At 33.4% G+C, this 22,456-nt stretch carries 23 protein-coding genes; 9 read left to right on the top strand and 14 right to left on the bottom strand.

All coding sequences use genetic code 11. The annotated features are described in order from the left end of the window. Positions 1-426: 426 nt before the first annotated feature. The 7 genes from folE (at position 427) to BM253_RS00035 (ending at position 6,383) form a co-directional block, all read left to right on the top strand. Entirely contained in the window at positions 427-1,098 is a 672-nt protein-coding gene (gene folE, locus BM253_RS00005) for a GTP cyclohydrolase I FolE (RefSeq protein WP_091517291.1), read from the top strand. 45 nt (positions 1,099-1,143) lie between these two features. Continuing rightward, positions 1,144-1,515, top strand: a complete 372-nt coding sequence (locus tag BM253_RS00010; RefSeq protein ID WP_177205654.1) for a four helix bundle protein — start codon at positions 1,144-1,146, stop codon at positions 1,513-1,515. A gap of 23 nt (positions 1,516-1,538) precedes the next feature. Next, complete coding sequence (gene cysS, locus BM253_RS00015) at positions 1,539-3,005, top strand: cysteine--tRNA ligase (protein ID WP_091517292.1); 1,467 nt, start codon at positions 1,539-1,541, stop codon at positions 3,003-3,005. Positions 3,006-3,058: 53 nt separating this feature from the next. Next, positions 3,059-3,289, top strand: coding sequence for a membrane protein insertion efficiency factor YidD (gene yidD, locus BM253_RS00020; protein ID WP_091517293.1), 231 nt, complete (start codon positions 3,059-3,061; stop codon positions 3,287-3,289). A gap of 18 nt (positions 3,290-3,307) precedes the next feature. Next, positions 3,308-4,234, top strand: a complete 927-nt coding sequence (lgt, locus tag BM253_RS00025; RefSeq protein WP_091517294.1) for a prolipoprotein diacylglyceryl transferase — start codon at positions 3,308-3,310, stop codon at positions 4,232-4,234. Positions 4,235-4,310: 76 nt separating this feature from the next. Beyond that, on the top strand, positions 4,311-5,177 hold the full coding sequence (locus tag BM253_RS00030; RefSeq protein WP_091517295.1) for an OmpA/MotB family protein: 867 nt from the start codon (positions 4,311-4,313) through the stop codon (positions 5,175-5,177). Between the two features lie 105 nt (positions 5,178-5,282). Next, positions 5,283-6,383 (top strand): MBL fold metallo-hydrolase, encoded by a 1,101-nt coding sequence (locus BM253_RS00035; protein WP_091518039.1) that lies wholly within the window; start codon positions 5,283-5,285, stop codon positions 6,381-6,383. Positions 6,384-6,419: 36 nt separating this feature from the next. Here the strand turns inward: BM253_RS00035 and BM253_RS00040 are convergent, their stop codons facing one another. Then, positions 6,420-7,175: an META domain-containing protein gene (locus BM253_RS00040; RefSeq protein WP_177205656.1), complete on the bottom strand. Its 756-nt coding sequence runs from the start codon at positions 7,173-7,175 to the stop codon at positions 6,420-6,422. Between the two features lie 57 nt (positions 7,176-7,232). After that, complete coding sequence (locus tag BM253_RS00045; RefSeq protein ID WP_091517297.1) at positions 7,233-7,583, bottom strand: 4Fe-4S dicluster domain-containing protein; 351 nt, start codon at positions 7,581-7,583, stop codon at positions 7,233-7,235. A gap of 71 nt (positions 7,584-7,654) precedes the next feature. Between BM253_RS00045 and BM253_RS00050 the strand changes: the two genes are divergently transcribed. Both BM253_RS00050 and BM253_RS00055 read left to right on the top strand, forming a co-directional pair. Beyond that, positions 7,655-8,713 (top strand): acyl-CoA reductase, encoded by a 1,059-nt coding sequence (locus BM253_RS00050; RefSeq protein WP_091517298.1) that lies wholly within the window; start codon positions 7,655-7,657, stop codon positions 8,711-8,713. Between the two features lie 25 nt (positions 8,714-8,738). Beyond that, the gene (locus BM253_RS00055; RefSeq protein ID WP_143095549.1) at positions 8,739-9,248 is read left to right on the top strand and encodes a hypothetical protein; all 510 of its coding nucleotides are present in this window, start codon (positions 8,739-8,741) and stop codon (positions 9,246-9,248) included. Positions 9,249-9,380: 132 nt separating this feature from the next. On the opposite strand, the gene BM253_RS00060 is transcribed toward BM253_RS00055, so the two are convergent. The 12 genes from BM253_RS00060 to BM253_RS00115 form a co-directional block, all read right to left on the bottom strand. Further along, the gene (locus BM253_RS00060; protein WP_091517300.1) at positions 9,381-9,932 is read right to left on the bottom strand and encodes a hypothetical protein; all 552 of its coding nucleotides are present in this window, start codon (positions 9,930-9,932) and stop codon (positions 9,381-9,383) included. A gap of 47 nt (positions 9,933-9,979) precedes the next feature. Beyond that, the gene (locus BM253_RS00065) at positions 9,980-11,374 is read right to left on the bottom strand and encodes a DHA2 family efflux MFS transporter permease subunit (RefSeq protein WP_091517301.1); all 1,395 of its coding nucleotides are present in this window, start codon (positions 11,372-11,374) and stop codon (positions 9,980-9,982) included. Between the two features lie 115 nt (positions 11,375-11,489). Beyond that, positions 11,490-14,177 carry a VWA domain-containing protein gene (locus BM253_RS00070; RefSeq protein WP_245758416.1) on the bottom strand — a complete coding sequence of 896 codons (2,688 nt, stop codon included), beginning with the start codon at positions 14,175-14,177 and terminating at the stop codon, positions 11,490-11,492. Next, positions 14,161-14,712, bottom strand: coding sequence for an RNA polymerase sigma factor (locus tag BM253_RS00075; protein ID WP_245758417.1), 552 nt, complete (start codon positions 14,710-14,712; stop codon positions 14,161-14,163). Before BM253_RS00075 ends, BM253_RS00070 begins: the two co-directional genes overlap by 17 nt. A 179-nt stretch (positions 14,713-14,891) precedes the next feature. Continuing rightward, on the bottom strand, positions 14,892-15,524 hold the full coding sequence (locus BM253_RS00080) for a class I SAM-dependent DNA methyltransferase (protein WP_091517302.1): 633 nt from the start codon (positions 15,522-15,524) through the stop codon (positions 14,892-14,894). Between the two features lie 13 nt (positions 15,525-15,537). Continuing rightward, positions 15,538-16,227, bottom strand: a complete 690-nt coding sequence (locus tag BM253_RS00085; RefSeq protein ID WP_091517303.1) for a hypothetical protein — start codon at positions 16,225-16,227, stop codon at positions 15,538-15,540. A 48-nt stretch (positions 16,228-16,275) separates the two neighbouring features. Further along, entirely contained in the window at positions 16,276-17,064 is a 789-nt protein-coding gene (locus BM253_RS00090; RefSeq protein ID WP_091517304.1) for a DUF695 domain-containing protein, read from the bottom strand. Between the two features lie 268 nt (positions 17,065-17,332). Next, entirely contained in the window at positions 17,333-18,283 is a 951-nt protein-coding gene (locus BM253_RS00095) for a DUF3829 domain-containing protein (RefSeq protein WP_091517305.1), read from the bottom strand. A 287-nt stretch (positions 18,284-18,570) separates the two neighbouring features. Then, positions 18,571-18,951 (bottom strand): LemA family protein, encoded by a 381-nt coding sequence (locus BM253_RS00100; protein WP_177205658.1) that lies wholly within the window; start codon positions 18,949-18,951, stop codon positions 18,571-18,573. 141 nt (positions 18,952-19,092) lie between these two features. Then, on the bottom strand, positions 19,093-19,662 hold the full coding sequence (locus BM253_RS00105; RefSeq protein ID WP_091517307.1) for a hypothetical protein: 570 nt from the start codon (positions 19,660-19,662) through the stop codon (positions 19,093-19,095). Positions 19,663-19,795: 133 nt separating this feature from the next. Beyond that, positions 19,796-20,536 carry a LytR/AlgR family response regulator transcription factor gene (locus tag BM253_RS00110; protein ID WP_091517308.1) on the bottom strand — a complete coding sequence of 247 codons (741 nt, stop codon included), beginning with the start codon at positions 20,534-20,536 and terminating at the stop codon, positions 19,796-19,798. Between the two features lie 5 nt (positions 20,537-20,541). Continuing rightward, positions 20,542-22,413 carry a histidine kinase gene (locus BM253_RS00115; protein WP_091517309.1) on the bottom strand — a complete coding sequence of 624 codons (1,872 nt, stop codon included), beginning with the start codon at positions 22,411-22,413 and terminating at the stop codon, positions 20,542-20,544. Positions 22,414-22,456: the final 43 nt, after the last annotated feature.

The following is a 22,456-nucleotide window of genomic DNA, read 5'->3' on the forward strand; positions in this document are numbered from 1 at the left end:
GGTATCTTACATTAGATACCAAGTCGCATTTAGAACCTACTAATATGTCCTTTATAAGTTGATCTGTAGTATATGTGTCATCAACATCCACATAATTGGGTTGTTGACTAAACCCTAAAAAGCTGGTTACTAAAAACAGTATTAATAAATATTTGTTTCTCATAGTTAGTTAATATAAATTTTATGAGTTAATTTTTGCGTTTAAACACAACTTCATTTAAAAAGCGAAATTTACATAAAATTAAGAAACTATTAAGTTTTTTTTGTAAAAAAATTTAAACAAGCTAAACTTTAACACATATAGGTTATATGCACTTATATATATTAAGGACATAATAACAATGAAATTATTTATAAAAACAGTTTATTTAGTGCATTTCACTATATTTGCACCTTATTATTTTTTAAATAAATACTATTAAAATTATGTGTAAATCAGACGCGTTACACGAAGATATCGGTGACAACCATATAGGAACAAGCGATTATACGCCGTTAAAAGCGGATGCTTTTTCTATTTCTGACGATGAAAAAATCGAATTGATTAAAAAAGATGTCGAAAATATATTAAACACCTTGGGTATGGATCTAACAGACGACAGTCTAAAAGGCACCCCAAACCGTGTGGCTAAAATGTTTGTTAAGGAAATTTTCGGCGGATTAAATCCTGCTAAAAAACCTTCATCATCTACCTTTGACAATAAATATAAGTATAACGAAATGCTTGTTGAAAAAAACATTGTGGTTTATTCAACGTGTGAACATCACTTATTGCCTATTGTTGGGCGTGCACATGTAGCATATATATCAAACGGAAAAGTAGTTGGTTTATCTAAAATGAACCGTATTGTAGATTATTACGCAAAACGTCCGCAGGTTCAAGAGCGTTTAACTATTCAAATTGTTGAAGAATTAAAACGTGTATTAGGAACCGAAGATGTTGCCTGTGTAGTTGATGCCAAACATTTATGTGTAAATTCTCGTGGAATTCGCGATATTGAAAGTTCAACTGTTACTGCAGAGTTCAGTGGTGCTTTTAAAAACGATGTTACCCGCAGAGAATTTTTAGACTATATTAAATTAGATACACAGTTTTAATTTAATGTTTAATCGTTGATTTGTAAAATTGTTTAATTGGTTGAAATGGGATATCTGTTTTCGTTTGAGAAATTAGAAGTTTGGCAAAATACTAAAAACCTTATTATTTTTGTTTACGATATAACGAAGCTATTTCTGGTTAATGAACAATATGGTATTACTTCTCAAATTAAAAGAAGTACATCATCAATTGCAACTAATATAGCAGAAGGCACATCAAGAGATACACCTACTGACAAATCGCGCTTTTTAACAATTGCATATTCATCTGCAATGGAAACATTAAATCATTTAATAATAGCAAAAGAACTAAACTATTTATCAGAAGAAAATTATATTATTTGCAGACAAGAAATCGAAAAAATCTGCAATCAAATAAACAATCTGAAAAAATATTTTATCTCTCAAAACAAATAAACGGTTTAACAGTTAAACAACATATGAAATCAAACCTAAAAATATACAATTCCTTAACAGGAGAGAAAGAGCTTTTTAAACCTTTACACGAAGATAAAGTTGGTATGTACGTTTGCGGACCTACTGTTTACAGCAACGTGCATTTGGGAAATGTGCGAACGTTTCTTTCGTTTGATTTTATCTTTAGAAGCCTTCAGTATTTAGGTTTCAAAGTACGTTATGTACGAAACATTACCGATGCCGGTCATTTAACCGATGATGGAGATGTAAACAACGACCGTTTTGTAAAACAATCTCGTTTAGAGAAGTTAGAACCAATGGAAATTGTTCAAAAATACACGGTTGATTTTCATAACGTATTAAAGTTGTTCAACCTGCTTCCGCCTACTATAGAACCAACCGCAACAGGTCATATTATTGAACAGTTAGAACTTACTCAAAAGCTAATCGATAAAGGTTTTGCTTATGAAAGCAATGGTTCGGTTTATTTTGATGTGTTGGAATACAATAAACGCGGTTTAAATTACGGGGAACTTTCGCGTAGAAATATTGAAGAACTGTTTGAAAACACCCGCGATTTAGACGGACAAAACGAAAAGAAGAATCCACAGGATTTTGCTTTGTGGAAAAAAGCTTCTCCGCAACATATCATGCGTTGGTCGTCTCCATGGGGCGATGGTTTTCCGGGTTGGCATTTAGAATGTACCGCAATGAGCACCAAATATTTGGGCGATCAGTTTGATATTCACGGCGGCGGAATGGATTTAAAATTCCCTCACCACGAATGTGAAATCGCACAAGGAAAAGCTTGCAACGGCACATCGCCTGTTCGTTATTGGATGCATGCAAATATGTTAACCATGAACGGGCAACGTATGAGTAAATCTACAGGAAACTATATTTTACCAATGCAGTTAATCACAGGTGAAAACGATTTCTTTGAAAAACCTTTTACGCCGGGTGTATTGCGTTTCTGTTTTTTACAAGCACATTACCGCAGCGTTTTAGACATATCGAATGAAGCTATGCTGGCATCTGAGAAAGGTTTTGATCGATTAATGGATGCTATAAAATCACTTGCCGATTTAAACACGTCTGCAGCATCTACCTTTAATGTATCAGAATGGAAACAGAAATGTTTAGATGCTTTATTGGATGATTTTAATAGCCCGATTTTAATCGCAACGATTTTTGAAGCAGTTAAATTTATTAATTCGGTTAAAGAAAACAAAGCAACTATTTCGGCAGCCGATTTAGATCTTTTAAAAGTAACATTAAACGCTTTAATTTTTGATGTGTTGGGATTATACGCAAGCGAAAACACCAACAACAATGCTAAATTAGAAGAAGTTGTAAATATGTTAATCAACATGCGCAATTTGGCTCGTGCAAACAAAGATTTCGCCCAATCCGATTTAATTCGCAACCAGTTGGCAGCAATCGGTATCGAACTAAAAGACGGAAAAGACGGCACAACTTTTACCCTATAATTTTTTACAAAAAAGAGCTACTTAAACGGTAGCTTTTTTTATCTTTGATACTTATGGAACAACTCAAAAAAATCTTAATTTTTCCCTTTGTTGTACTAATACGTTTTTATCAGCTGGTAATTTCGCCTTTAACACCGCCATCGTGCAGGTTTACTCCTACATGTTCGCATTACACGTTAGAAGCGCTAAAAAAATACGGCTTGTTTAAAGGTAGCTGGTTAGGCATAAAACGTATTGCAAAATGTCATCCGTGGGGAAAATCGGGTTACGATCCTGTTCCTTAAAAACTAAAAATATTTTATATGATCTGGAATCCTTCCGAAGGAATTACCATTGGTAGTTTTACCTTACATTTTTACAGCTTAATGTTTGTTGTTGCATTTACATTAGGCTATTTTATTATGAAAAAAGTGTACGAACGCGAAAACCGTTCGCAAGACGAATTAGACAAACTTTTTTTCTACACTTTTATCGCCACGTTGTTAGGTGCACGTTTAGGTGATGTTTTCTTTTATAGTTGGCAAGATTATTATAAAGATCATCCGTGGGAAATTTTACTTCCTTTTAAATTTGAACCTGAATTTGAGTTTACAGGATTTAGAGGATTAGCAAGTCACGGAGCGGCAATTGGAATTATTTTAGCAATGATCTTTTACAGTAGAATAATCAAAAAACCGTTGTTGTGGATTTTAGACCGTGTGGTTTTACCGATAACTATTGGCGGTGTTTTTGTTCGATTTGGAAACTTTTTCAATTCAGAAATTTATGGTCACGTTACAGATCAATCGTTCCCTTTCGGAATAAAATTCATTCGCGAACATGAATTTTGGAGATCCAACAACTTACTTGGAATAACTCAAGTTGAAGATAAAAATGAAGCTTACAAACTGATAGAAACCGATCCTAGATTTTCTTCGATTTTAGAAGCCATTCCGTTTCGTCATCCAACACAATTATATGAAGCATTCGGATACATAATTTTGTTCATTATCTTAATGTTTATGTACTGGAAAACCGATGCGCGTAATTATTTAGGAAAAATCTTCGGAGTGTTTTTAGTTTTCTTATGGCTGATTCGATTTGTAGTTGAATACGTTAAAGAAAGCCAGGGCGGATTTGAATCTTCATTAGGATTATTATCAACCGGTCAGTGGTTAAGTATTCCGTTCATCATTGCCGGAATTTACATTTGGGCAACTGCCAAAAACAGACCCGTAACAAATATATAACACAAAAAACTCCTGAAAATTCAGGAGTTTTTTATTGAAATTCGTATCTTTATAGGAATTGTTAAAAAGATAAACTATGAGAAAAAGAATTTTAATTCCCGTAATTCTTTTAGGAACCATTGGTTTAACAAGTTGCGTTTCTAAAAAAAGGTATGAAGGTTTGCAGGCAAACTACACAAAACTTCAAGACGATTATAAAGGATTGGGACAACGTTTCCATCAATCCGAAGTTGATTTAAGCTCGTGCAATTCCCGCGTAAAAAGCTTAGAAGATATGTTGGCACAAGAACGCTCTTCTAATGATGCCCTAAAAAAAACGCTAGAATCTTTGCAAGGATCTTTAGATAAAAGTATCACCCAAGGTAACGTGAATATTTCTAAATTGGTCGATGAGATCAATGCAAGTAACAAGTACATTCAGCATTTGGTGAACACCAAAAACAAAAGCGATTCTTTAAACGTGGTGCTAACTAACAACCTAACCCGTTCGTTAAGTCGTGAAGAATTGCGAGATGTTGATGTACAGGTTTTAAAAGGTGTGGTTTACATTTCGTTGGCTGATAATATGTTGTATAAATCAGGAAGTTATGAAATATCCGACCGTGCAAGCGAAACGTTGAGCAAAGTAGCAAAAATAATTAACGATTATAAAGATTACGATGTGTTGATTGAAGGTAATACCGATAATGTGCCTATTAAACGCGAAAACATTCGCAACAACTGGGATTTAAGTTCCTTAAGAGCTTCATCAGTTGTACAGGCATTGCAAAATCAGTACGGTGTAAATCCAAAACGTTTAACGGCTGGTGGTCGTGGTGAGTTTAACCCAATTGCGGACAATAGTACCGATGCCGGTAGAACCAAAAACCGTAGAACACAAATTATCATTACTCCGAAATTAGATGAGTTTATGGATTTAATCGATCAGGCTCCAGAGAAATAAAAACAGAAAAGTCAAGCGTAAAGCTTGACTTTTTTATTTTTATTAACATTTGGTTTGATTTAATTTTTGCACATTCGCTTTATGAAAATAAAACGAAAAAAATTAATGACAACTATACTTATTGTTATTGGCGTATTAATTGCCGGAACATTGATCTTTTTACAACATCCGTTGTTCGGAAAAGAGCCTTCGGGAGAGCGATTGGAACGAATTAAAAAATCAAAACACTATAAAGACGGTCAGTTTCATAATTTATCAAACACTCCGGCTCTTTCAGAAGACACTAATTATTATAGTGTTATGAAAGAACTGCTGTTTTCTAAAATTGAACATACGAAACCTACCGACAGTATTCCTTGCGTAAATACGAATTTGTTAGAAAAAACCATTGAAGAAGATTTTATGGTTTGGTTTGGGCATTCGTCTTACTACATGAAAATCGATGGACAATCATTTTTAATTGATCCGGTACTAAGCAAAAATGCATCGCCTTTATATGGAACTAATACTGCCTTCGCTGGTGCTGATTTATTTACTTGTGAAGCACTTCCTAAAATTGATGTTTTGGTTTTAACACACGATCATTACGATCATTTAGATTATTCGTCGTTTAAGAATATTAAAGATAAAGTAAGTAAAATTATTTGTCCGTTGGGTGTGGGCGAACATTTAGAATATTGGGGATTTCCGAAAGAAAATATTACCGAATTAGATTGGTATGAAGATGCATCTGCAACCGATTCTATCAAGATTACCGCAACGCCAGCACGCCATTTTTCGGGCAGAAGCTTTAAACGAAACACAACTTTATGGGCATCGTACGTGTTGCAAACAAAAAATCTGAAATTATATTTAGGTGGCGATAGTGGTTACGATACGCATTTTAAAGAAATTGGTACAAAATATGGTCCGTTTGATTTAGCGATTTTAGAAAACGGACAATACGATAAAAAATGGAAATACATTCACATGATGCCCGAAGAAGTTGTGCAGGCAAGTAACGATTTGCAGGCAAAAAGATTTTTTCCGGTGCATAGTTCTAAATTTAAACTGGCAAATCACCCGTGGAAAGAACCTTTGGAACGCGTAAGTATTGCAAGTACAAAACAAACAGCATCACAATTAATTACACCTAAAATTGGCGAAGTAATTTATTTAAACCAGCAAGATCAGGTTTTTGAAAAATGGTGGGAACAGGTTAATTAAGATCATAAAAAAGTCGCTTCAAAAAAGCGACTTTTTTTATTCATATTGTTGAACCAATTCCATTATTTTCTTTTCTTTTTCTAATAAAACCAAACGCGTTCCTTCTAATTTGTAATGCGTAACTTTTTCCAAAGCATCGGTAAAAACCTTTTCGTTTACGCCATCGCAAAACATTTTGGTTGATGTTATATGATTAAACTTCATAGTATTTTGGAACATCAACAATTGTCCGTTAATCGCATTACAAGCACTGTTTCCAGAAAAAACCGGCTGATTGATATCAATCTTAATAAAAGGTTTTTTATATGGATACAAATCGGCAGCTTTAATTTTTCCGACATAAATTTTATCTAAATACCAGTTTCCATTTAAAGTTACCTTATGAAATTTCATTTCGCCGGTTTCAGATTTTAAAATCAACACATTATTTTTCAATTCGTACGATTTTACTTGTGTTAAGCTACTTTTAAAATCTTCACTCTTCACTTTATTGCACGCCATCATGGTCGAAATAAAATCGGTAGGAAAACTAATTTCCTGATTTTTCTTCAACACCGCTTTTCCGTTAATTCTGTTACAGCCATCGTATCCGTAAACCGTTAAATTTTCGGCACTTTCAAAAGTCAAAGTTGGCAATCCTTCTTTAAAATCTTTTGCTAAATCTTTACTAAAACTAGCACCGGCAAGTTCCCAGTTTCCGTTTAACAGCGTTTGATCTTCTTTAATTTCTTTCTTTGCAGCACACGAAACAATCAATGTAGCTGCGGTTAAAAGTAAAAATACCTTTTTCATATTCATTTTTAATTTTGATAAAAATAAAAAAAGCTCCGCAAAATGCGAAGCTTTTAACTATTCGTTATGTAAAAAAGCCTGTCTTTCTAATAAAAGCTCATCGCTTTCTACGTGGTTATCATCGGGCACACAACAATCAACCGGACAAACGGCTGCGCATTGCGGTTCTTCGTGAAAACCTTTACACTCGGTACATTTACCCGGAACAATGTAATAAATATCGTCTGAAATTGGTGTTTGTGCATCTTCGGCATCTACTTCCGATCCATCAGGCAAAATCACTTTTCCGCTTAATTTTGTACCGTCTTTCCAGCGCCAGTCATCGGCACCTTCATAAATTGCTGTATTTGGGCATTCTGGTTCGCACGCCCCGCAATTTATACATTCATCGGTTATTATAATTGCCATAGCAAGGATTTTATTTAATTAATGTAACTTTGTACAAAAGTACTGCATAAACAATTTACAAACAAATCTATATGATTTTAGAAGATAAAAAACACGCATTTGTACAGTTAGGTGCGTTTTTAAAACAGTTTACCCAACAACCTTACCAGCAAAACCCGAGTGTATTGTTTAACGATTTGTTTTTTGAACCCTTTGTTTCACTGATAAATCAATTGCACGAAAGTAACAGCTGGTTTAAACGCGAGCAGTTAGAATTTGCTTTTAAATCGTGGAGCGATGCTTTAACAAACGATAATTTAACCAAATGGTTGTCTGCCTACGATTTAACCGACGATAAATTAAAAACAATTGGATTAATTTTAGCAGGAAACATACCAATGGTTGGTTTTCACGATGTTTTATCGGTTTTAATGTCGGGGAACAAAGCGTTGATAAAGTTATCAAGCAACGATGAGTTGTTGATTCCCGTTTTGTTGAAATACCTCAGCACCGTTGAACCGCAATTTAAAGACCGCTACGAAATCACAAAAGATAAATTGCAGAATTTTGATGCTGTGATTGCTACAGGAAGTGACAATACAGCGCGTTATTTTGATTATTATTTTGGGAAATATCCGAACATTATCCGTAAAAACCGAAATTCGGTTGCTGTTTTAAACGGCAGTGAATCTAAAGAAGATTTAATGGCTTTGGGCGAAGATATTTTCAGGTATTATGGTTTGGGTTGCAGAAATGTATCGAAACTTTTTGTTCCGAAAGATTATAATTTCGACAACTTTTTTGAAGGAATGTTTGCTTACAAGGATATTATCGATGATGATAAATACGCCAATAATTACGATTATAACAAAGCTGTTTTTTTAATGAGTAATTTTAATTTGTTAGACAACGGATTTTTGACTATTAAGGAAGATACGTCGTACACCTCGCCTATTTCATCGGTTTTTTATGAATTTTATACTGATTTAAATGAGGTTGAAGAGAGATTAAAAGCCGATACCGACAAAATTCAATGTATTGTTTCTAATAATTTAGTAACGAACAGCTTACCCTTTGGATCTACTCAAAAACCGGAATTATGGGATTATGCAGACAATGTTGATACAATGAAATTTTTGTTATCTTTATAAAATAAATTTAAATTTTTAGAAAAAAATGATGGATCAAATTCAGCAGATTGTATATCAGCTAACAGAGAAAGAAGTAGTGGGCAACAACAACATTTCTAACAATTTGGCAGGCGATGTGGCTAAAGAAACAGGTAATTCTTTAATGGAAGGATTGCAGAATGCAGTTTCGGGCGGCAACATGGGCGAGTTGATGAATATGTTTGGCGGAAGCGATGCAAATTCGTTAACAAGCAACCCAATTGTAAAAAACATTATTGAATCGTTAACATCTAAGTTAGGTGCAAATGTTGGTTTAGATGCGGGCATATCGGGCAGTTTTGCAAGCAGTATTATCCCACAAATTTTAAGCATGGTTATGGGCAAAGCTAAAAGCGGCGATTTTAATATTACCGATATTTTAGGATCATTAACCGGTGGCAATGCAACTTCAATACTAGACCAAAACGGTGATGGTAAATTAGGTATTGATGATGCTTTAAGTGCAGTTAAAAACGGTAACCTTGGCGATCTTTTAGGCGGATTTTTTAAGAAGTAATTTTTTAGAGAATAGACGAAAGAGGAAAGACTTCCTTTTTTATCTACATTTATAATGAAAGCTCAATGTAATGTTGGGCTTTTGTTTATTTACCATTAAACTCTGCCAAAGTTTAAAACTTTGGCAGAGTTTTTATTCAACACGCTTATACCAAGTAGCGTCTGCAAATAATATAAATTCAATACCGTTTGTTTTACTATATAATATCTTATCAATGTTCCAAATTCCGTCTTTATTAGTATTTTCTAAAACCAATACATTTTGAAATTCCATACCATAAATATTTATATTTTGTAAGCTATGATCTAAATTTATGTCTTTTTGATTCATTATTTTTAGATAGTTTTGCGAAACTCCATCATCAAGCATAATTTGTAAGTATGGATAATGGTGTAAGGAAATTGTACCATTATAGTTTCCAACATCTATGTCTTGGTTACCATATTCTGTAGTACTATAGCTACAAGCATTCATACCTATATCACTTTGTTCTAAGTAAAATCGAGGGTCCCAAAAATTCGCTGTTATTTCTACACCATTTTGATCAACATATTTAATTTCACTCATATAATTTATTAAATAAGCTTTGTCGCTACTATCAATTAAGTATCTACCACTTTCATCGTGATTACATTGACAACTTAAAATAGAGAATATTGTAATAAAATAAAAAATCTTTTTCATAAACTATATTTTAGATTGTATCAAATATACATTTTTTTGGAATTTTTCTATTCTGACATTTTCTCTCCATCACCGCTTTTAAGTTTTGTGAACGTTAAGCTTGATAATGCCGTTAAAACCGCCAACGTTATTAAAGTTAAATGGAAAGCAGTTATTAAATCGCCATGGTAAAAATCCATTTTGTCTTTATAGAAAGCTAAAACCAACGCTGCAATCGATATTCCGAAACTTATTGATAGTTGCTGCATAATTGCCAACAGACTGTTTCCGCCACTTGCCTGATCGTCGTTTAAATCGGCTAACGAAATGGTATTCATCGCCGTCATTTGTATCGATGTAAACGCACCGTAAGCAATCATTAGTAAAATATAATACATTAGCGGTGTATCTTTTTGCATAAAACTGAAAACAAAGATAATTACCGCTAAAAACAAGGTGTTGCTTATTAAAATGTTTCGATAACCAAAATGCTTTACCAAACGTACAATCCATGGTTTTATGGCAATGGTTGTTAATGCTGAAGGCAACAACATCATTCCTGCCTTTGAAGCCGAAAAGCCGAAACCAACCTGCATCATTAACGGTAACAGAAAAGGTAATCCGCTTATGCCAAAACGAGTTATTAAACTGCCCAATAAACCAATTCGCAATGTTCGAATTTTAAAAATATTTAAGTCGATAATTGGTTTTGGTGTTTTTTTGAAATGTTTGTAATAAAGTACAAATAATAAAACTGCTGCTGCAACCAATCCTAAAACCAGCGAATAATGATTGATACCCACACTACTTACTTCTAACGCAAATGTTACCAATACCAAAGCCGTACTAAAATAAATCAATCCTAAAATATCGAATTTACCAACGGTATTTTTAAAGTTCGGCATAATTTTAAATGCCAAAATAATTCCTAAAATACCCACGGGTAAATTCACCAGAAAAATCCAATGCCAGGAAAAATTATCAGATAAAAATCCGCCTAAACTCGGTCCAACCACCAAACCTAATAATCCCGGAATGGTTATATAATTCATGATTTTCAGCAATTGATTTCTTGGATATTGATATAAAATTGCCAACCGGGCAATAGGAACCATCATAGATCCGCCAATTGCCTGTAGAATTCGTGAAAGGTTCAGTGTAAGTAAATCGACAGATATCGCACAAAAGAAAGATCCTAACGTAAACAAAAACACCGCAAACATAAACATTCTTTTGGTTCCAAATTTATCCGAAAGCCAACCTGAAAGCGGTATAAACAACGCCAACGTTAATGTATAACTCACAATTACCGACTGCATTTCTAACGGCGAATAATTCATATCGACAGCAATGCTTGGCAACGATGTGTTAAGTATAGTACCGTCTAACGACTGCATAAACATAGCTACGGCAGCAACTAACGGCAGGTATTTTTCGTAAGGCGATGAATCTTCTTTTATCATCCTAACATATATATTGTGAGAGATTTATTTTATTGAAAAATAAAACAGAACGAAAAGAATTCCGTTCTGTTTATAAGATATAAAGTTACTAAATATTATTCTAAATTTTCACACATTACTTCACGCTTTCTACAAGTCTTACAAACTCGGCTTTGTAACCATCTTTATCATTTTTTATGCCTTGTTTGGCAAGATCAACAATGTGATTGGTTTCTTTATCTGTTATTAGTTTAGAATCGCGCAGTTTCAAGCCAAACCAAGCTACCGAAGAAGCAAATTTAAAATCGGCAGATGCGTTTTTTAACTCGGTTGATTTATTTTCGATAGTCTGAATGGTTTCGGTACTTTTATCTTCTTTAGGATTTTTATAACGAAACTTCACTGTTGCCAGTTCATTTTGATATCCTCCGGCAGCTTTATTTTCGGTATATTTCAATTCGGTTGGTTGTTGGTAAAAATCACTTTTTACACCGGTTGGAATTACTTCGTAAAGCGCCGTAACGGTATGCCCGCTACCTAATTCGCCAGCGTCAATAGCATCGTTTGCAAAATCTTCATTTCGCAATTTACGCATTTCGTAACCAACCAATCGATAAGCCTGAACATGTGCCGGATTAAATTCAATCTGAATCTTCACGTCTTTTGCAATGGCATACATACTACCTTTAAATTCTTTGCCTAAAAATCGGTTTGCTTCCTGAATATTATCGATATAGGCATAATTTCCGTTGCCTTTTTTAGAAAGCGTAATCATTTTACTGTCTTTATAATTCCCCATTCCAAAACCAAGACAAGTTAAAAACACACCGCTTTTTCGTTTTTCTTCGATCAGTTCCTGCATTTCCTTGTCAGACGATTTTCCGATATTAAAATCGCCATCGGTTGCCAGAATAATACGGTTGTTTCCATCTTTAATAAAATGTTTCGCAGCCATTTCGTATGCCAGATCCAAACCTGCAGCACCCGAAGTTCCTCCGCCCGCACGCATGTTATCAATCGCATGAATGATTTTATTTTTTTCCGATGCCTTTGTTGGTTCCAGCAAAACACCCGTTCCGCTTGCATAATACACAATAGAAACTCGGTCTTCATCGCGCAGTTCATTCAACAAAACCTTCATCGATTCCTTTAAAAGTGGCAGTTTGTTCACATAATCCATCGAACCGGAAACATCAACTAAAAAAACAAAATTAGATTTTGGTAATTTATCTGTCGGAATTTCTTTTCCCTGCAAGCCGATTTTTAACAGTTTATGATTTTCGTTCCAAGGTGAATCGCTGTATTCGGTATTGATTGAAAACGGATGATTGTCTGTTGGTTTTGGATAATCGTACTTAAAGAAATTGATCATTTCTTCGACACGCACCGCATCTTTCGGAACTTTTTGTCCGTTGTTAATCAGTCTACGGATGTTGGTGTACGCGGCATTATCTACATCTATCGAAAAAGTGGACACCGGATTTACACTGCTGCTTTCAAACAAATTTTCCTGATACGACTCATACGATTCCGAATCAACTTCAATTGGTTGAATGGTTTTTAAAGCTTCCTGTATCTGTAACGCTTCTTTTTTGCGTTGCTTTCTACTTTTTCTTTTTTTGGATTTATCGGTTTTCTGGGTACTGATATTAATAACACCATTTGCACCGCGATTTCCGTAAATAGCAGTAGCTGAAGAACCTTTTAAAACTGAAATATTTTTGATATCATTTGGGTTCAACTTGCGAGCTTTTCTTGTACTGACTGGCACTCCATCGATCACATACAAGGGTTCTGTATTACCGCTTATTGAACCTACACCACGAAGAACAACCGCTGTATTACTTGAACCGGGCTGACCAGAACCTGTAGCAATATTCAACCCAGGAACTTGTCCTTGTAATGTTTGAATAATCGATGCATTTGGACGAGCTTCTATTGTTTTTGATGTTACGGTACTTACGGCTGCGGTTGATGTAGCTTTAGATGTTGTGCGATAGCTGTCAACTACAACTTCAGCCAAAGCAAACGAGTCGTCTTCAACCATAGTAACATTAAGTACATTACTGTCTGAAACTGTCACAGTAACCGGTTTAAAACCCTCATAGACAACTTGAAGTTTTTCTCCTTTATTTGCGTTAAAACTGTACTCTCCTTCTACACCTGTATCTGTTCCTAAATTAGTTCCTTTCAACATAACAGTTGCCCCAGGAATTGGATCTCCATCTTGAGTTTTTACAATACCTTTAATTGATTTTGATCTTTCCTCATTTCTTGAATTATCTCGGCCTACAACGGTAGCATCATTAAAATCTTGTTGAGTAGTTACTTGTTGATCTTTAACGACAGGATCACTTTTAGCTTCAACCTCTGTAAATTTAATATCGTTGGTTTCTGATTTAGATGAATTTGAAACAGCTTCTTTTTTTGCAGGAATTTGAATAAAATGTGTTTTGCTCTTTCCTTCTTCTTTCTTCTTTTCAACCTCTTCAAAAGCATAAACATCTTTTTGTGACGTTGTTTTTTCATCAAGAATTTCTTTAGCTTTTCGTTCATCAATCACAATGCGTTGATCGTTTACTGCAGGCAGATTCTCTTTATCGGGCGTGTTGTTCATTAGCTGAATTCCTACCGAAACAAAAACCAGCAAAGCAGCTGCAATTCCTACATATTTCCAGAAAGGAATTACTTTTTTAGTTTCTTTTTGATCTAATTTCTGTTCAATTTTATCCCAAACCTTATCCATATTCGGGAATGCTTGGGGTTCTTTTTCTTCCGACAGCTTGCGGAAGTATTTTTCTATATTTTTATCTTGATTTTCCATAGCTTTCAGGTGTTTGGTTGTAATACAATTCTATTAACTCTTTGAGTTTGGTACGGGCTACATTAAGTTGCGATTTGGATGTTCCTTCTGAAACATTCAACTGTTCGGCAATTTCTTTGTGAGAATAACCTTCTATAGCAAACAAACAAAAGATGTTTTTAGCACCCTGTGGCAGGTAATCAAGTAGTTTTAACACATCTTGTTCGTTCAGCAACATATCGTTTTCTTCGGCAGCAAAAGGCGGTACAGCCATATCGTCCACATAAATTTGTCGATCCGATTTTCTGCGAATGGTCAGCAAACACTGATTAATCACGATTTTTTTAGCCCAAACCTCAAAAGCAGCATTTTCTTTTAGCTGATCCATCTTCGTAAAAATGGTGTAAAAGGCATCTGCCAAGGCTTCCTCTATTTCAATATCCTGCTTTAAATACCTTTTGCACACGATATATAATCTGGGAGCCAACAGTTCGTACATCTGCCGTTGTGACGCACGATCCATTTTTCTGCATTGGTTTATTAAGTTTTCATCCATATAAATGTATCTTTCTTATAAAGAGTACCAAAACACCTGAAAGGTTGGGATAAGATATTGTTTTTTTTCTGAAAAATGCTTTCTTTTTTAGAAATGGATGATTTTGAGAGAAGTTGTTAATTTGGATAGAAGTTTGATTTTAAATAATTTAAGTTACCGACAGGCATCAGCAACTTAAATTACGCGATTTTCTTTGCGATAAGAATTGTATGTATTTCAGATTCGGTTTCTGATCTTTTATAGGCTACTTTAAAAATTTCTATTTCTTGAAATTTTGTTTTGATAAGTCGATCTTTTAAATCATTGAGATTATGATAATAAAAATACACTCTACCTGCATTACCAACTTTAAAACCCGATTCTTTTTCATTGCCTTCAACAAAACTCAGATAAATTACGCCGTTGTTGTTCAACAATTCGTATGAATTATAGATAAGATCTTCACATTCGGTTTGTGAAAGATAAGGCAGACAAAATCCTGCAATAATTCCATCGAATTTAGTGGTAAGTGTGTTAATTTCTCGAGTATCCATAACAGAAAAATTGGCAGTGGGATTATTCTTTTTTGCTAATTCGATCATATTAGGAGCAATATCAATTCCCAGAATATCAAAATGTGAATTCTTTTCTAAAAGATATTTTGTAATGTTACCGGGACCACAACCAATTTCCAACAATTTTGCATTTGGTTTCGCTATGGCATCGCAGAAAAAATCGTAAGTATCGTTGTACAAATCCAACTTCATAAACTTATCCTGATATAATTCGGCAATCTTATTCCAAGTATCAAAAGTTTCTTTGTATTTATCCATTTGTGTTTATTTCTTATAATTTCAATATTTCGAAATAGGTATTTTGATTGCAATTTTTCAAGTTATACAATTCATTTACCTTTATTGTACTTTTTGTTGTTTTGGGTTTTGATTCTTCTGACTGATTCAATCCAATGGTTACTTCTTTTTTCTTGGTTGAAAAATTTATGCTTGTTCTTGTTTCTTCTGTAGTTGCTCTATTGAACGAAAAATGATCGAAACCGATTAGTTCAAAACTGTTGCTTTGAAATCTAAATTTATACGAAGCATCGTTAACTTCCCAAGAACCGCAACTTAACCAGTAATTAAAATGAATTATTAAAATATTATTCGAAATTTTAATTCCGCCGTCAATCATCAACGGATCTGCCAAGCAAGTACTTTCTTCGTCATTTTCGCTGTGAATAAAACCCATGGCATTTTTTTCGATCAATACATAATTGTTTTGATCATCTTTAAAAAACACCAGAATTTCTCTCGGATTAATATTCAAAGACGGCGCCCCCAAACCTTCATTTTTAAGAATGTTCGAAGTATCGGTTTTTTCAATAATTACAGCCAAATCTTCGATTCTGTCTTTGTTTAAATCGCCGTTAACCTGCGAGATTATTTTCCAATTTTTGGGAATTTCTTTTGTGTAGGAATTTTGTCCCCACGAACTGGTGACAAAAAATATTAAAAAAATTAAGGTGACGTATTTCAATTTTTTCTTTTAAAGCCTGTTTATGTTTGATTTATGAATGTAATCAAATTATTTTGCAATTGGGCATCCCCAACCATCGTAATCAGCGTTGTATTTTTTGCCAATCTGTATCAGTTCCCAAACATAACTATCAACATCAATTGTATTATTCATTCGGGAAATATTTAGTTGATACGGCTTTTCGGCATCTTTGGTTTGTTTGTCTTTCGATAAAATTTTGTAACCAATCTGCTGCACTTCTGCAATACATTTTTCTCTGTTTCCTTCTGAATCAAAGTACAGCCAATGATCAATCTCGCGTTCCATTTCCGGATTATCCTGATGTTTGTCTAACTGAATCAGTATTTTGTGATTCTGTATTGATTGGTATTCATATTCGTTAGGATAAAGAAAATTAAAATAATCATTCCATTCTTTATCTTCTTTAAAATCGAATGCATACTGATATTCCTGATGATTTTTTATCATTACATTTTTAATGATCTCGTCGTAACCATCAGTATTTTTAGCATACAGATACAGATCAAATGTTCCATCGGTTTTCAAAGCACCAACCATAATACATCCTTTCGGCGTTAATACATCGATAATTGTATCCTCTATTTCACAAATCTTTGAAAACTCTTCTCTTGAAGTAAATCCGTTTTCGTCAGGATCTTTCAGTTTTACCGAAAACCAGATTCTCTTATCATAATTTTGGATAGGTGCAATCTGACCTAATGCCAAATTAATTCTGATACTTGCCGGTTTATCTTCAACCCTGCACAAATAAAAAACCCAGTCTTGGGGAAGTTCCAAAGGTTTTTCTTCGTTTTTATTGAATAAATTTCTGAACATATTTTACTTTTTTGATTTGCTTATTCTAAAGATAATTAAACTACAGCTGATTTTACAGCTTTTTGAATATTTAAACTTTGATTTTTTCAATATAAAAAGTGTTTTATTCAAATATACCAAATGCTAAAAGATTAAAATCGCTATTGTATATTCGTTGATTATCAGTTAATTTACGATGAATCTCAATTAATATTTGTTATTTGAATAATTGGTAAAATAAAAAAGACACTTCTAAAAGTGTCTTTAATTTCATAAGATGGTTTTTGAATTACGATACAAAATTGTTGTATTTTGAAATGGTATTGTCATAAGCCCTTTCTATACTTTCAACATCGTTTAATTCTATTTTCTTTTTCTCTTCAATATTTCTTAAATTTTTTCTCAACTCTCCCAAATAATCTTCAATTGCTTTGGTAAAGTTTTCATAATAGCCCTTTTTATCGGTATAGTTAGTATCTGTTACAGAAAAATCCTTTTTTAAAGCATTTGAAATTTTCTCTATTTCAGCATACGATGCTTTTAAAGCAGCTAAGTCAAGAGCCTCATTGTTGTACTGATCTGCAACCTGGCTGTAACTTTCCTCTACAGAATTCATTGCTTTTTTAGCGCCGATGATATAATCTTTTAACGGATGATCTTTCAAAATTACTTCTTCTGCTTTATCAGCCATAGGTTGTGTTAAACTTAACAAAGAAGCGTTCGCTGTGAAATATTCTTCTATCGCTGTTTCTATTTCGGCTATAAGTGTTTTCGCTTTTTCACCTTTATCATCTTTAAAATCTTCTGCATCTATATACGATTTAAGCTCGGCAGTTTTATCTGTCATCAACTTAAATTTAGTATTTGTTTCTTCGTGCAGTTTAGCTACCTCGTCTTTTTTACAACCAAAAGCATCTGCCAAATTCACTTCTTTTTTATTGAATGCACTTGTACTGATAATAGGTATAAGTACTAAATTAGGTTTTATTGCGGTTCTTTTTCCTGAAATATAATCTGCTACATGTTCGGTGTAATTCAGGGTTCTATCAATGTTTCCATTTCTTTTTCTTGAAAGATCCAGAAATTTATTACTTGATTCAATCATTAAATTAGCAGATTCCTGATTTAAATCTGCTGTTTCAACCGAGTCTGAAGGATTTTTACCATCTCCTTTACAACTTATAGCCCCAACGGTTGTTAGGGCTAAAAGTAACAACAATACCATTTTTCTACTTTTCACAATAACTTTTTTCTAATTTCACTATAAAATTATTACTATAAATTCAAAGACGCCGACAACGATCAATATTCACAGGAGATGAACCGATATTCGCAAGCATTTGATAAATATTTGTATACTCATAAATCTGCTTTAGTTAATACGCTCTTTTATAATTTCACAAGACAAACTCATACGAAAGTGAGATCCGATAAATACTCGTAAAATCTTTTAATTTTTCTGGTAAGTTTTTAAAAATGCTTAATTTATTTAAATATTAGTTTTGTATGTATTTCAGTTCTCAATTTTCATAGGTAAGGCGTAAACCCCAATATTTTTGCGATGATTTTACAAGGAAATGTTACTACAGTATTGTTATATTTTATGATTGACGCACCTAAAAGTGCTCTTTCTGCAGTGATCTGTTCTTTGCATTCAGTAAAAGCATACTTCAACTGTGAAAACTGCCTGTTGAATTTAAGTTCAGGATCATCTTCGATCTGGAGTATAATCTGTTTCAGTACAGAACTTCCTTCTTCAGGTTGTAAATACAATTCTTTACTATTTGAAAAATTAACAGGATTACGCAATGCTAAAATTTCTTGGAGCATTTCTTCATCTAAAACCACATGCTTCTTTAAAATTAAAATAAGATTCGGAATTAAAGCTGCTCGTTGAACAAACAACATATTTAATGTAGATAAAGTACTTTTTACCTGATTTTTTCTAACCGAAAGTTTATTATAAAGAACAATGACATAAATAGCGAACAAAAAAACAGCTAGAATAGCGATGCATACTGCAGCAAGCATAAAATTTATCACGACTAACTACTGCAACCTCTTTTTAATAGAATTTACAAGAGCATCATCAGAAGGTAAACCGCCACCAACACCGGCATCGTTCAGGCGTTTTGTTGAAGTAGGCTCATCTCCAAATAAAGTATCTTGTGCAATTACGGCTTCTTTGGCAAGATCAAAATAACGAACAATGTAATTTCGCTGATAAGCTTTTTCATCATTACCTAATTTTGACTTATATTCTCCTTTCTCCACCATATCATACCCAATTACAACAAGTCCTTTTACTTTGTCACCCGGAAAATTACCAACTGTCCCCAGTTTTTCATTATAATCTGCAGTGTAGGTAATATTAATACCGTCTTCATAGCCACCTTCTTTTAAAACAAGGTAATCTGTTTTCCAATTTAAGGGTGAGGGCTGATAAGGATAATCTTTTACAGATTTGTTCCCTTTAAAATGATCGATGATTGTGCTAGACAACTGTTTTGTTTTATCAATATCTTCGTCCAGATTATCTAAACTAATTTTTACATAAATACCAACAGCAACTAATGCCCCTACAATTATAGCAAGCGGTATTATGGTTTTCTTATTCATGATTCCTGTTTTTAGAAGTTATTGTTTTATACAATCAAAAATAACTTAGTAGAGAATAAAATAAGAAAACATTTGATATTCGTAGAAAATGAATCGATATTTGACGTTTTTTTTAGAATATTTGAAGATACATTTAAGAAATCTGATTGAGATAATCGATTACGATTTCTTTTTTGCGTTCAGAAACCGGAATAAGATCTTTAGTGGTAAGCTGTAAATTTCCGTCTTTATAATATTTGCTTATGTAGTTTACATTTACCAAAAACGACTGATGGCATCTAATAAAAACCGTTGCAGGTAGCAATGTTTCATATTCTTTCAGCACCTTTGAAACCACAATTTTATTACCATCTTTCAAGAAAAACGTTGTATAACCTTTATCGCTCTGGCAATAAACAATGTCTGCAATCTGTATAATCTGCGTGTAATCCACACTTTTTAAGGCAATACGCTTAATGGTTTCTTTCTCGGTATAATGATTTCTTGCCAACTCCATCTGATTTCTTTCAAACCTAAACTGCTCTTTTTTCTGAAAACACCTATCTAATGTCTCATTAAAAACTTCGGTCTCAATTGGTTTTAAAAGGTAGGCGAAAGCTCCAATATTCAAAGCTTCAATAGCATACTGATTATATGCTGTGATGAAAATTACCGGAGTATCAGAAATATCGATGTTCTGAAAAAGAGTAAAACTTGAACCGTCTGTCAATTGAATGTCCGATAAAATCAGGTCGGGTTTCATATTTGGAATTTCAATTTGTGCTTTTGAAATTTCTGCCGAATACCCCACAATCTGCAAGTACGGAATTGCTTCTACCAGAGAAATAATGTGTTTAAGTATATTGATTTCATCTTCTAAAATATAAACTTTCATAGTATTTAGTCTTCAATTAATGGTAGAATAATTTTTACAGAAACTCCTGTTTTTTCGTCTTGATTTATGGAACTTATTTCAAGATAACTTTCTTTGCTTTTCTGGTTGAACAAAATATCCAACCTTTCCTGAATGATTATTTTTGAAAGCGACTTTTTATTTGGGTTTTCTGTTTTGGAATTACTCATTCCAGTTCCGTTATCTTCTATTTCAACAATGAGTTTTTTGTCGGTTATCGCAAATGAAATTTCTATTTTTCCTTTATAATTAATATTTTTAAAACCGTGTTCAATAGAATTTTCCAGAAAAGGCTGTAAAAGCATCGGTGGAATCATTATGAATTCTGTATTATAATCTTCAGGAAGATTAATTTCATAATCAAACAAACCTTCAAAACGCATCTGCTGAAGTTTCATGTAATTGGTAACCGAAGCAATTTCATCTTTCAGAGGAATAAAATCTTCACGGTTCAACTCTAAAATATTTCGCAACAGTTTGGAAAACGACGAAAGATAATTTACCGATTTTGTTGTTTCTCCCTGCGAAATCAATCCTTGCAAATTAGCTATAGAATTGTACACAAAATGCGGATTCAACTGTAACTGTAAAACTTTTTGCTCTATATTCAATTTTTTATTTTCAATTTCCAGTTTTTCGTTTTTTGCCTTTAAAAATCTTCTTTTGTAAATCATATACAAAATAGAACCAACGGAAATAACAAGAAATGCACCACCTACAAGCAGCATTTTATGCAGTTTGTTTGTAGACTGTAAATTGTTTATTTTAATATCTTTCTTTTCTGTGTCGTACTGTATTTTTAGTTCCTCCAACTTATCGTTCTGCACTTTTTCCTGAAATGCATAATAGTGTTTTTGTACAGAATCTTTAGCTATGCTGGCATTTTTAAAATCTCCTTGTTTGTCATAAACTTCGGCCAACATTTTAAAATAAAGCTCGCCGTTTATCTCTTCTTTATTTTCTTTAGATACTACATACGCTTTTTTAAAGTAGTATAAAGCAGAATCTAATTCCTTATTATCGAGAAAAGCAAGCGCAAGGTTATGGTAGTTATCATACGCAAGGTTGTCGATCTTTTTATAATAGTTAAAAAATTTCTTACTGCTTTCTAACGCAGCTTCGTAATTTTTTGCGTAATAATGGTACTGTGCTTCGTAATTGTGAAACTTGGCTGTTACCCTTTCATTGTTCAGCTGGTTTGCAACCTTTTCCACTTTATCAAGATATATTTTCATGGAATCTACACGTTCCAACTGATGCGCAATTACAAACTGATTAGAATAATAACTGTCTTGTACCCACAAAGATTTCTTGTTAGGAGTATTTTTAAACCACAAGTCGTTAAAATGAGAAGATTCCCGTTGTTTACCATTCAAATAATAAGCTTCTGCCAACTCTCGATACAGCCTAAAAGTAAACAGGCTGTTGCGCTGTTCTGCAAATTTAATGTTACTGAAGATTCTGGCAGATTTATCATACGCAACTGCCGCACTGGATTGATAATCAATGTAAAGTTCTTCTAAAAATTTCAATATTTTTAATTCTACATCACCTTCATTTATCGTTAACTTATCAAAATAAAAAAGTGTACTGTCTTTTTCGCCTTGTATGCGGTGCCATTTCGTTTTTAAAAGATAGTATATTGATCTTTGCCGACTTTCTACAGTTTGAAAATCGCCAATATAACGCTGCAAACTATCCAATGTTGCGCTTGCAGGTAAACATTCCATGTGTACCAGTTTATCAAAATATACTGAATCGGGTTTATCAGGACGATTATTCTTAGAAGACACCGCAATATCTTTTTTATCGCAACCAAATAAAAGAATAATAAAAAGAAACAGGTAATAATACTTCATAATTTGTATTTTGAGAACTTCTAAGTGTAATATTTAAGGTTTA

The organism is Paenimyroides ummariense, assembly GCF_900115115.1.
GTDB lineage: Bacteria > Bacteroidota > Bacteroidia > Flavobacteriales > Flavobacteriaceae > Flavobacterium > Flavobacterium ummariense.

Excerpts from the sequence above, each read along its gene's own strand:
- BM253_RS00065 (WP_091517301.1), bottom strand. The coding sequence starts at position 11,374 with ATGATAAAAGAAGATTCATCGCCTTACGAAAAATACCTGCCGTTAGTT.
- BM253_RS00115 (WP_091517309.1), bottom strand. The coding sequence starts at position 22,413 with ATGAAGTATTATTACCTGTTTCTTTTTATTATTCTTTTATTTGGTTGC.
- BM253_RS00090 (WP_091517304.1), bottom strand. The coding sequence starts at position 17,064 with ATGTTCAGAAATTTATTCAATAAAAACGAAGAAAAACCTTTGGAACTT.
- BM253_RS00035 (WP_091518039.1), top strand. The coding sequence starts at position 5,283 with ATGACAACTATACTTATTGTTATTGGCGTATTAATTGCCGGAACATTG.
- BM253_RS00100 (WP_177205658.1), bottom strand. The coding sequence starts at position 18,951 with ATGTTGTTTGTTCAACGAGCAGCTTTAATTCCGAATCTTATTTTAATT.
- yidD (WP_091517293.1), top strand. The coding sequence starts at position 3,059 with ATGGAACAACTCAAAAAAATCTTAATTTTTCCCTTTGTTGTACTAATA.
- cysS (WP_091517292.1), top strand. The coding sequence starts at position 1,539 with ATGAAATCAAACCTAAAAATATACAATTCCTTAACAGGAGAGAAAGAG.
- BM253_RS00070 (WP_245758416.1), bottom strand. The coding sequence starts at position 14,177 with ATGGAAAATCAAGATAAAAATATAGAAAAATACTTCCGCAAGCTGTCG.
- BM253_RS00060 (WP_091517300.1), bottom strand. The coding sequence starts at position 9,932 with ATGAAAAAGATTTTTTATTTTATTACAATATTCTCTATTTTAAGTTGT.
- folE (WP_091517291.1), top strand. The coding sequence starts at position 427 with ATGTGTAAATCAGACGCGTTACACGAAGATATCGGTGACAACCATATA.
- BM253_RS00075 (WP_245758417.1), bottom strand. The coding sequence starts at position 14,712 with ATGGATGAAAACTTAATAAACCAATGCAGAAAAATGGATCGTGCGTCA.
- BM253_RS00045 (WP_091517297.1), bottom strand. The coding sequence starts at position 7,583 with ATGGCAATTATAATAACCGATGAATGTATAAATTGCGGGGCGTGCGAA.
- BM253_RS00050 (WP_091517298.1), top strand. The coding sequence starts at position 7,655 with ATGATTTTAGAAGATAAAAAACACGCATTTGTACAGTTAGGTGCGTTT.
- BM253_RS00105 (WP_091517307.1), bottom strand. The coding sequence starts at position 19,662 with ATGAATAAGAAAACCATAATACCGCTTGCTATAATTGTAGGGGCATTA.
- BM253_RS00040 (WP_177205656.1), bottom strand. The coding sequence starts at position 7,175 with ATGAAAAAGGTATTTTTACTTTTAACCGCAGCTACATTGATTGTTTCG.
- BM253_RS00055 (WP_143095549.1), top strand. The coding sequence starts at position 8,739 with ATGATGGATCAAATTCAGCAGATTGTATATCAGCTAACAGAGAAAGAA.
- BM253_RS00080 (WP_091517302.1), bottom strand. The coding sequence starts at position 15,524 with ATGGATAAATACAAAGAAACTTTTGATACTTGGAATAAGATTGCCGAA.
- BM253_RS00110 (WP_091517308.1), bottom strand. The coding sequence starts at position 20,536 with ATGAAAGTTTATATTTTAGAAGATGAAATCAATATACTTAAACACATT.
- BM253_RS00030 (WP_091517295.1), top strand. The coding sequence starts at position 4,311 with ATGAGAAAAAGAATTTTAATTCCCGTAATTCTTTTAGGAACCATTGGT.
- BM253_RS00010 (WP_177205654.1), top strand. The coding sequence starts at position 1,144 with ATGGGATATCTGTTTTCGTTTGAGAAATTAGAAGTTTGGCAAAATACT.
- lgt (WP_091517294.1), top strand. The coding sequence starts at position 3,308 with ATGATCTGGAATCCTTCCGAAGGAATTACCATTGGTAGTTTTACCTTA.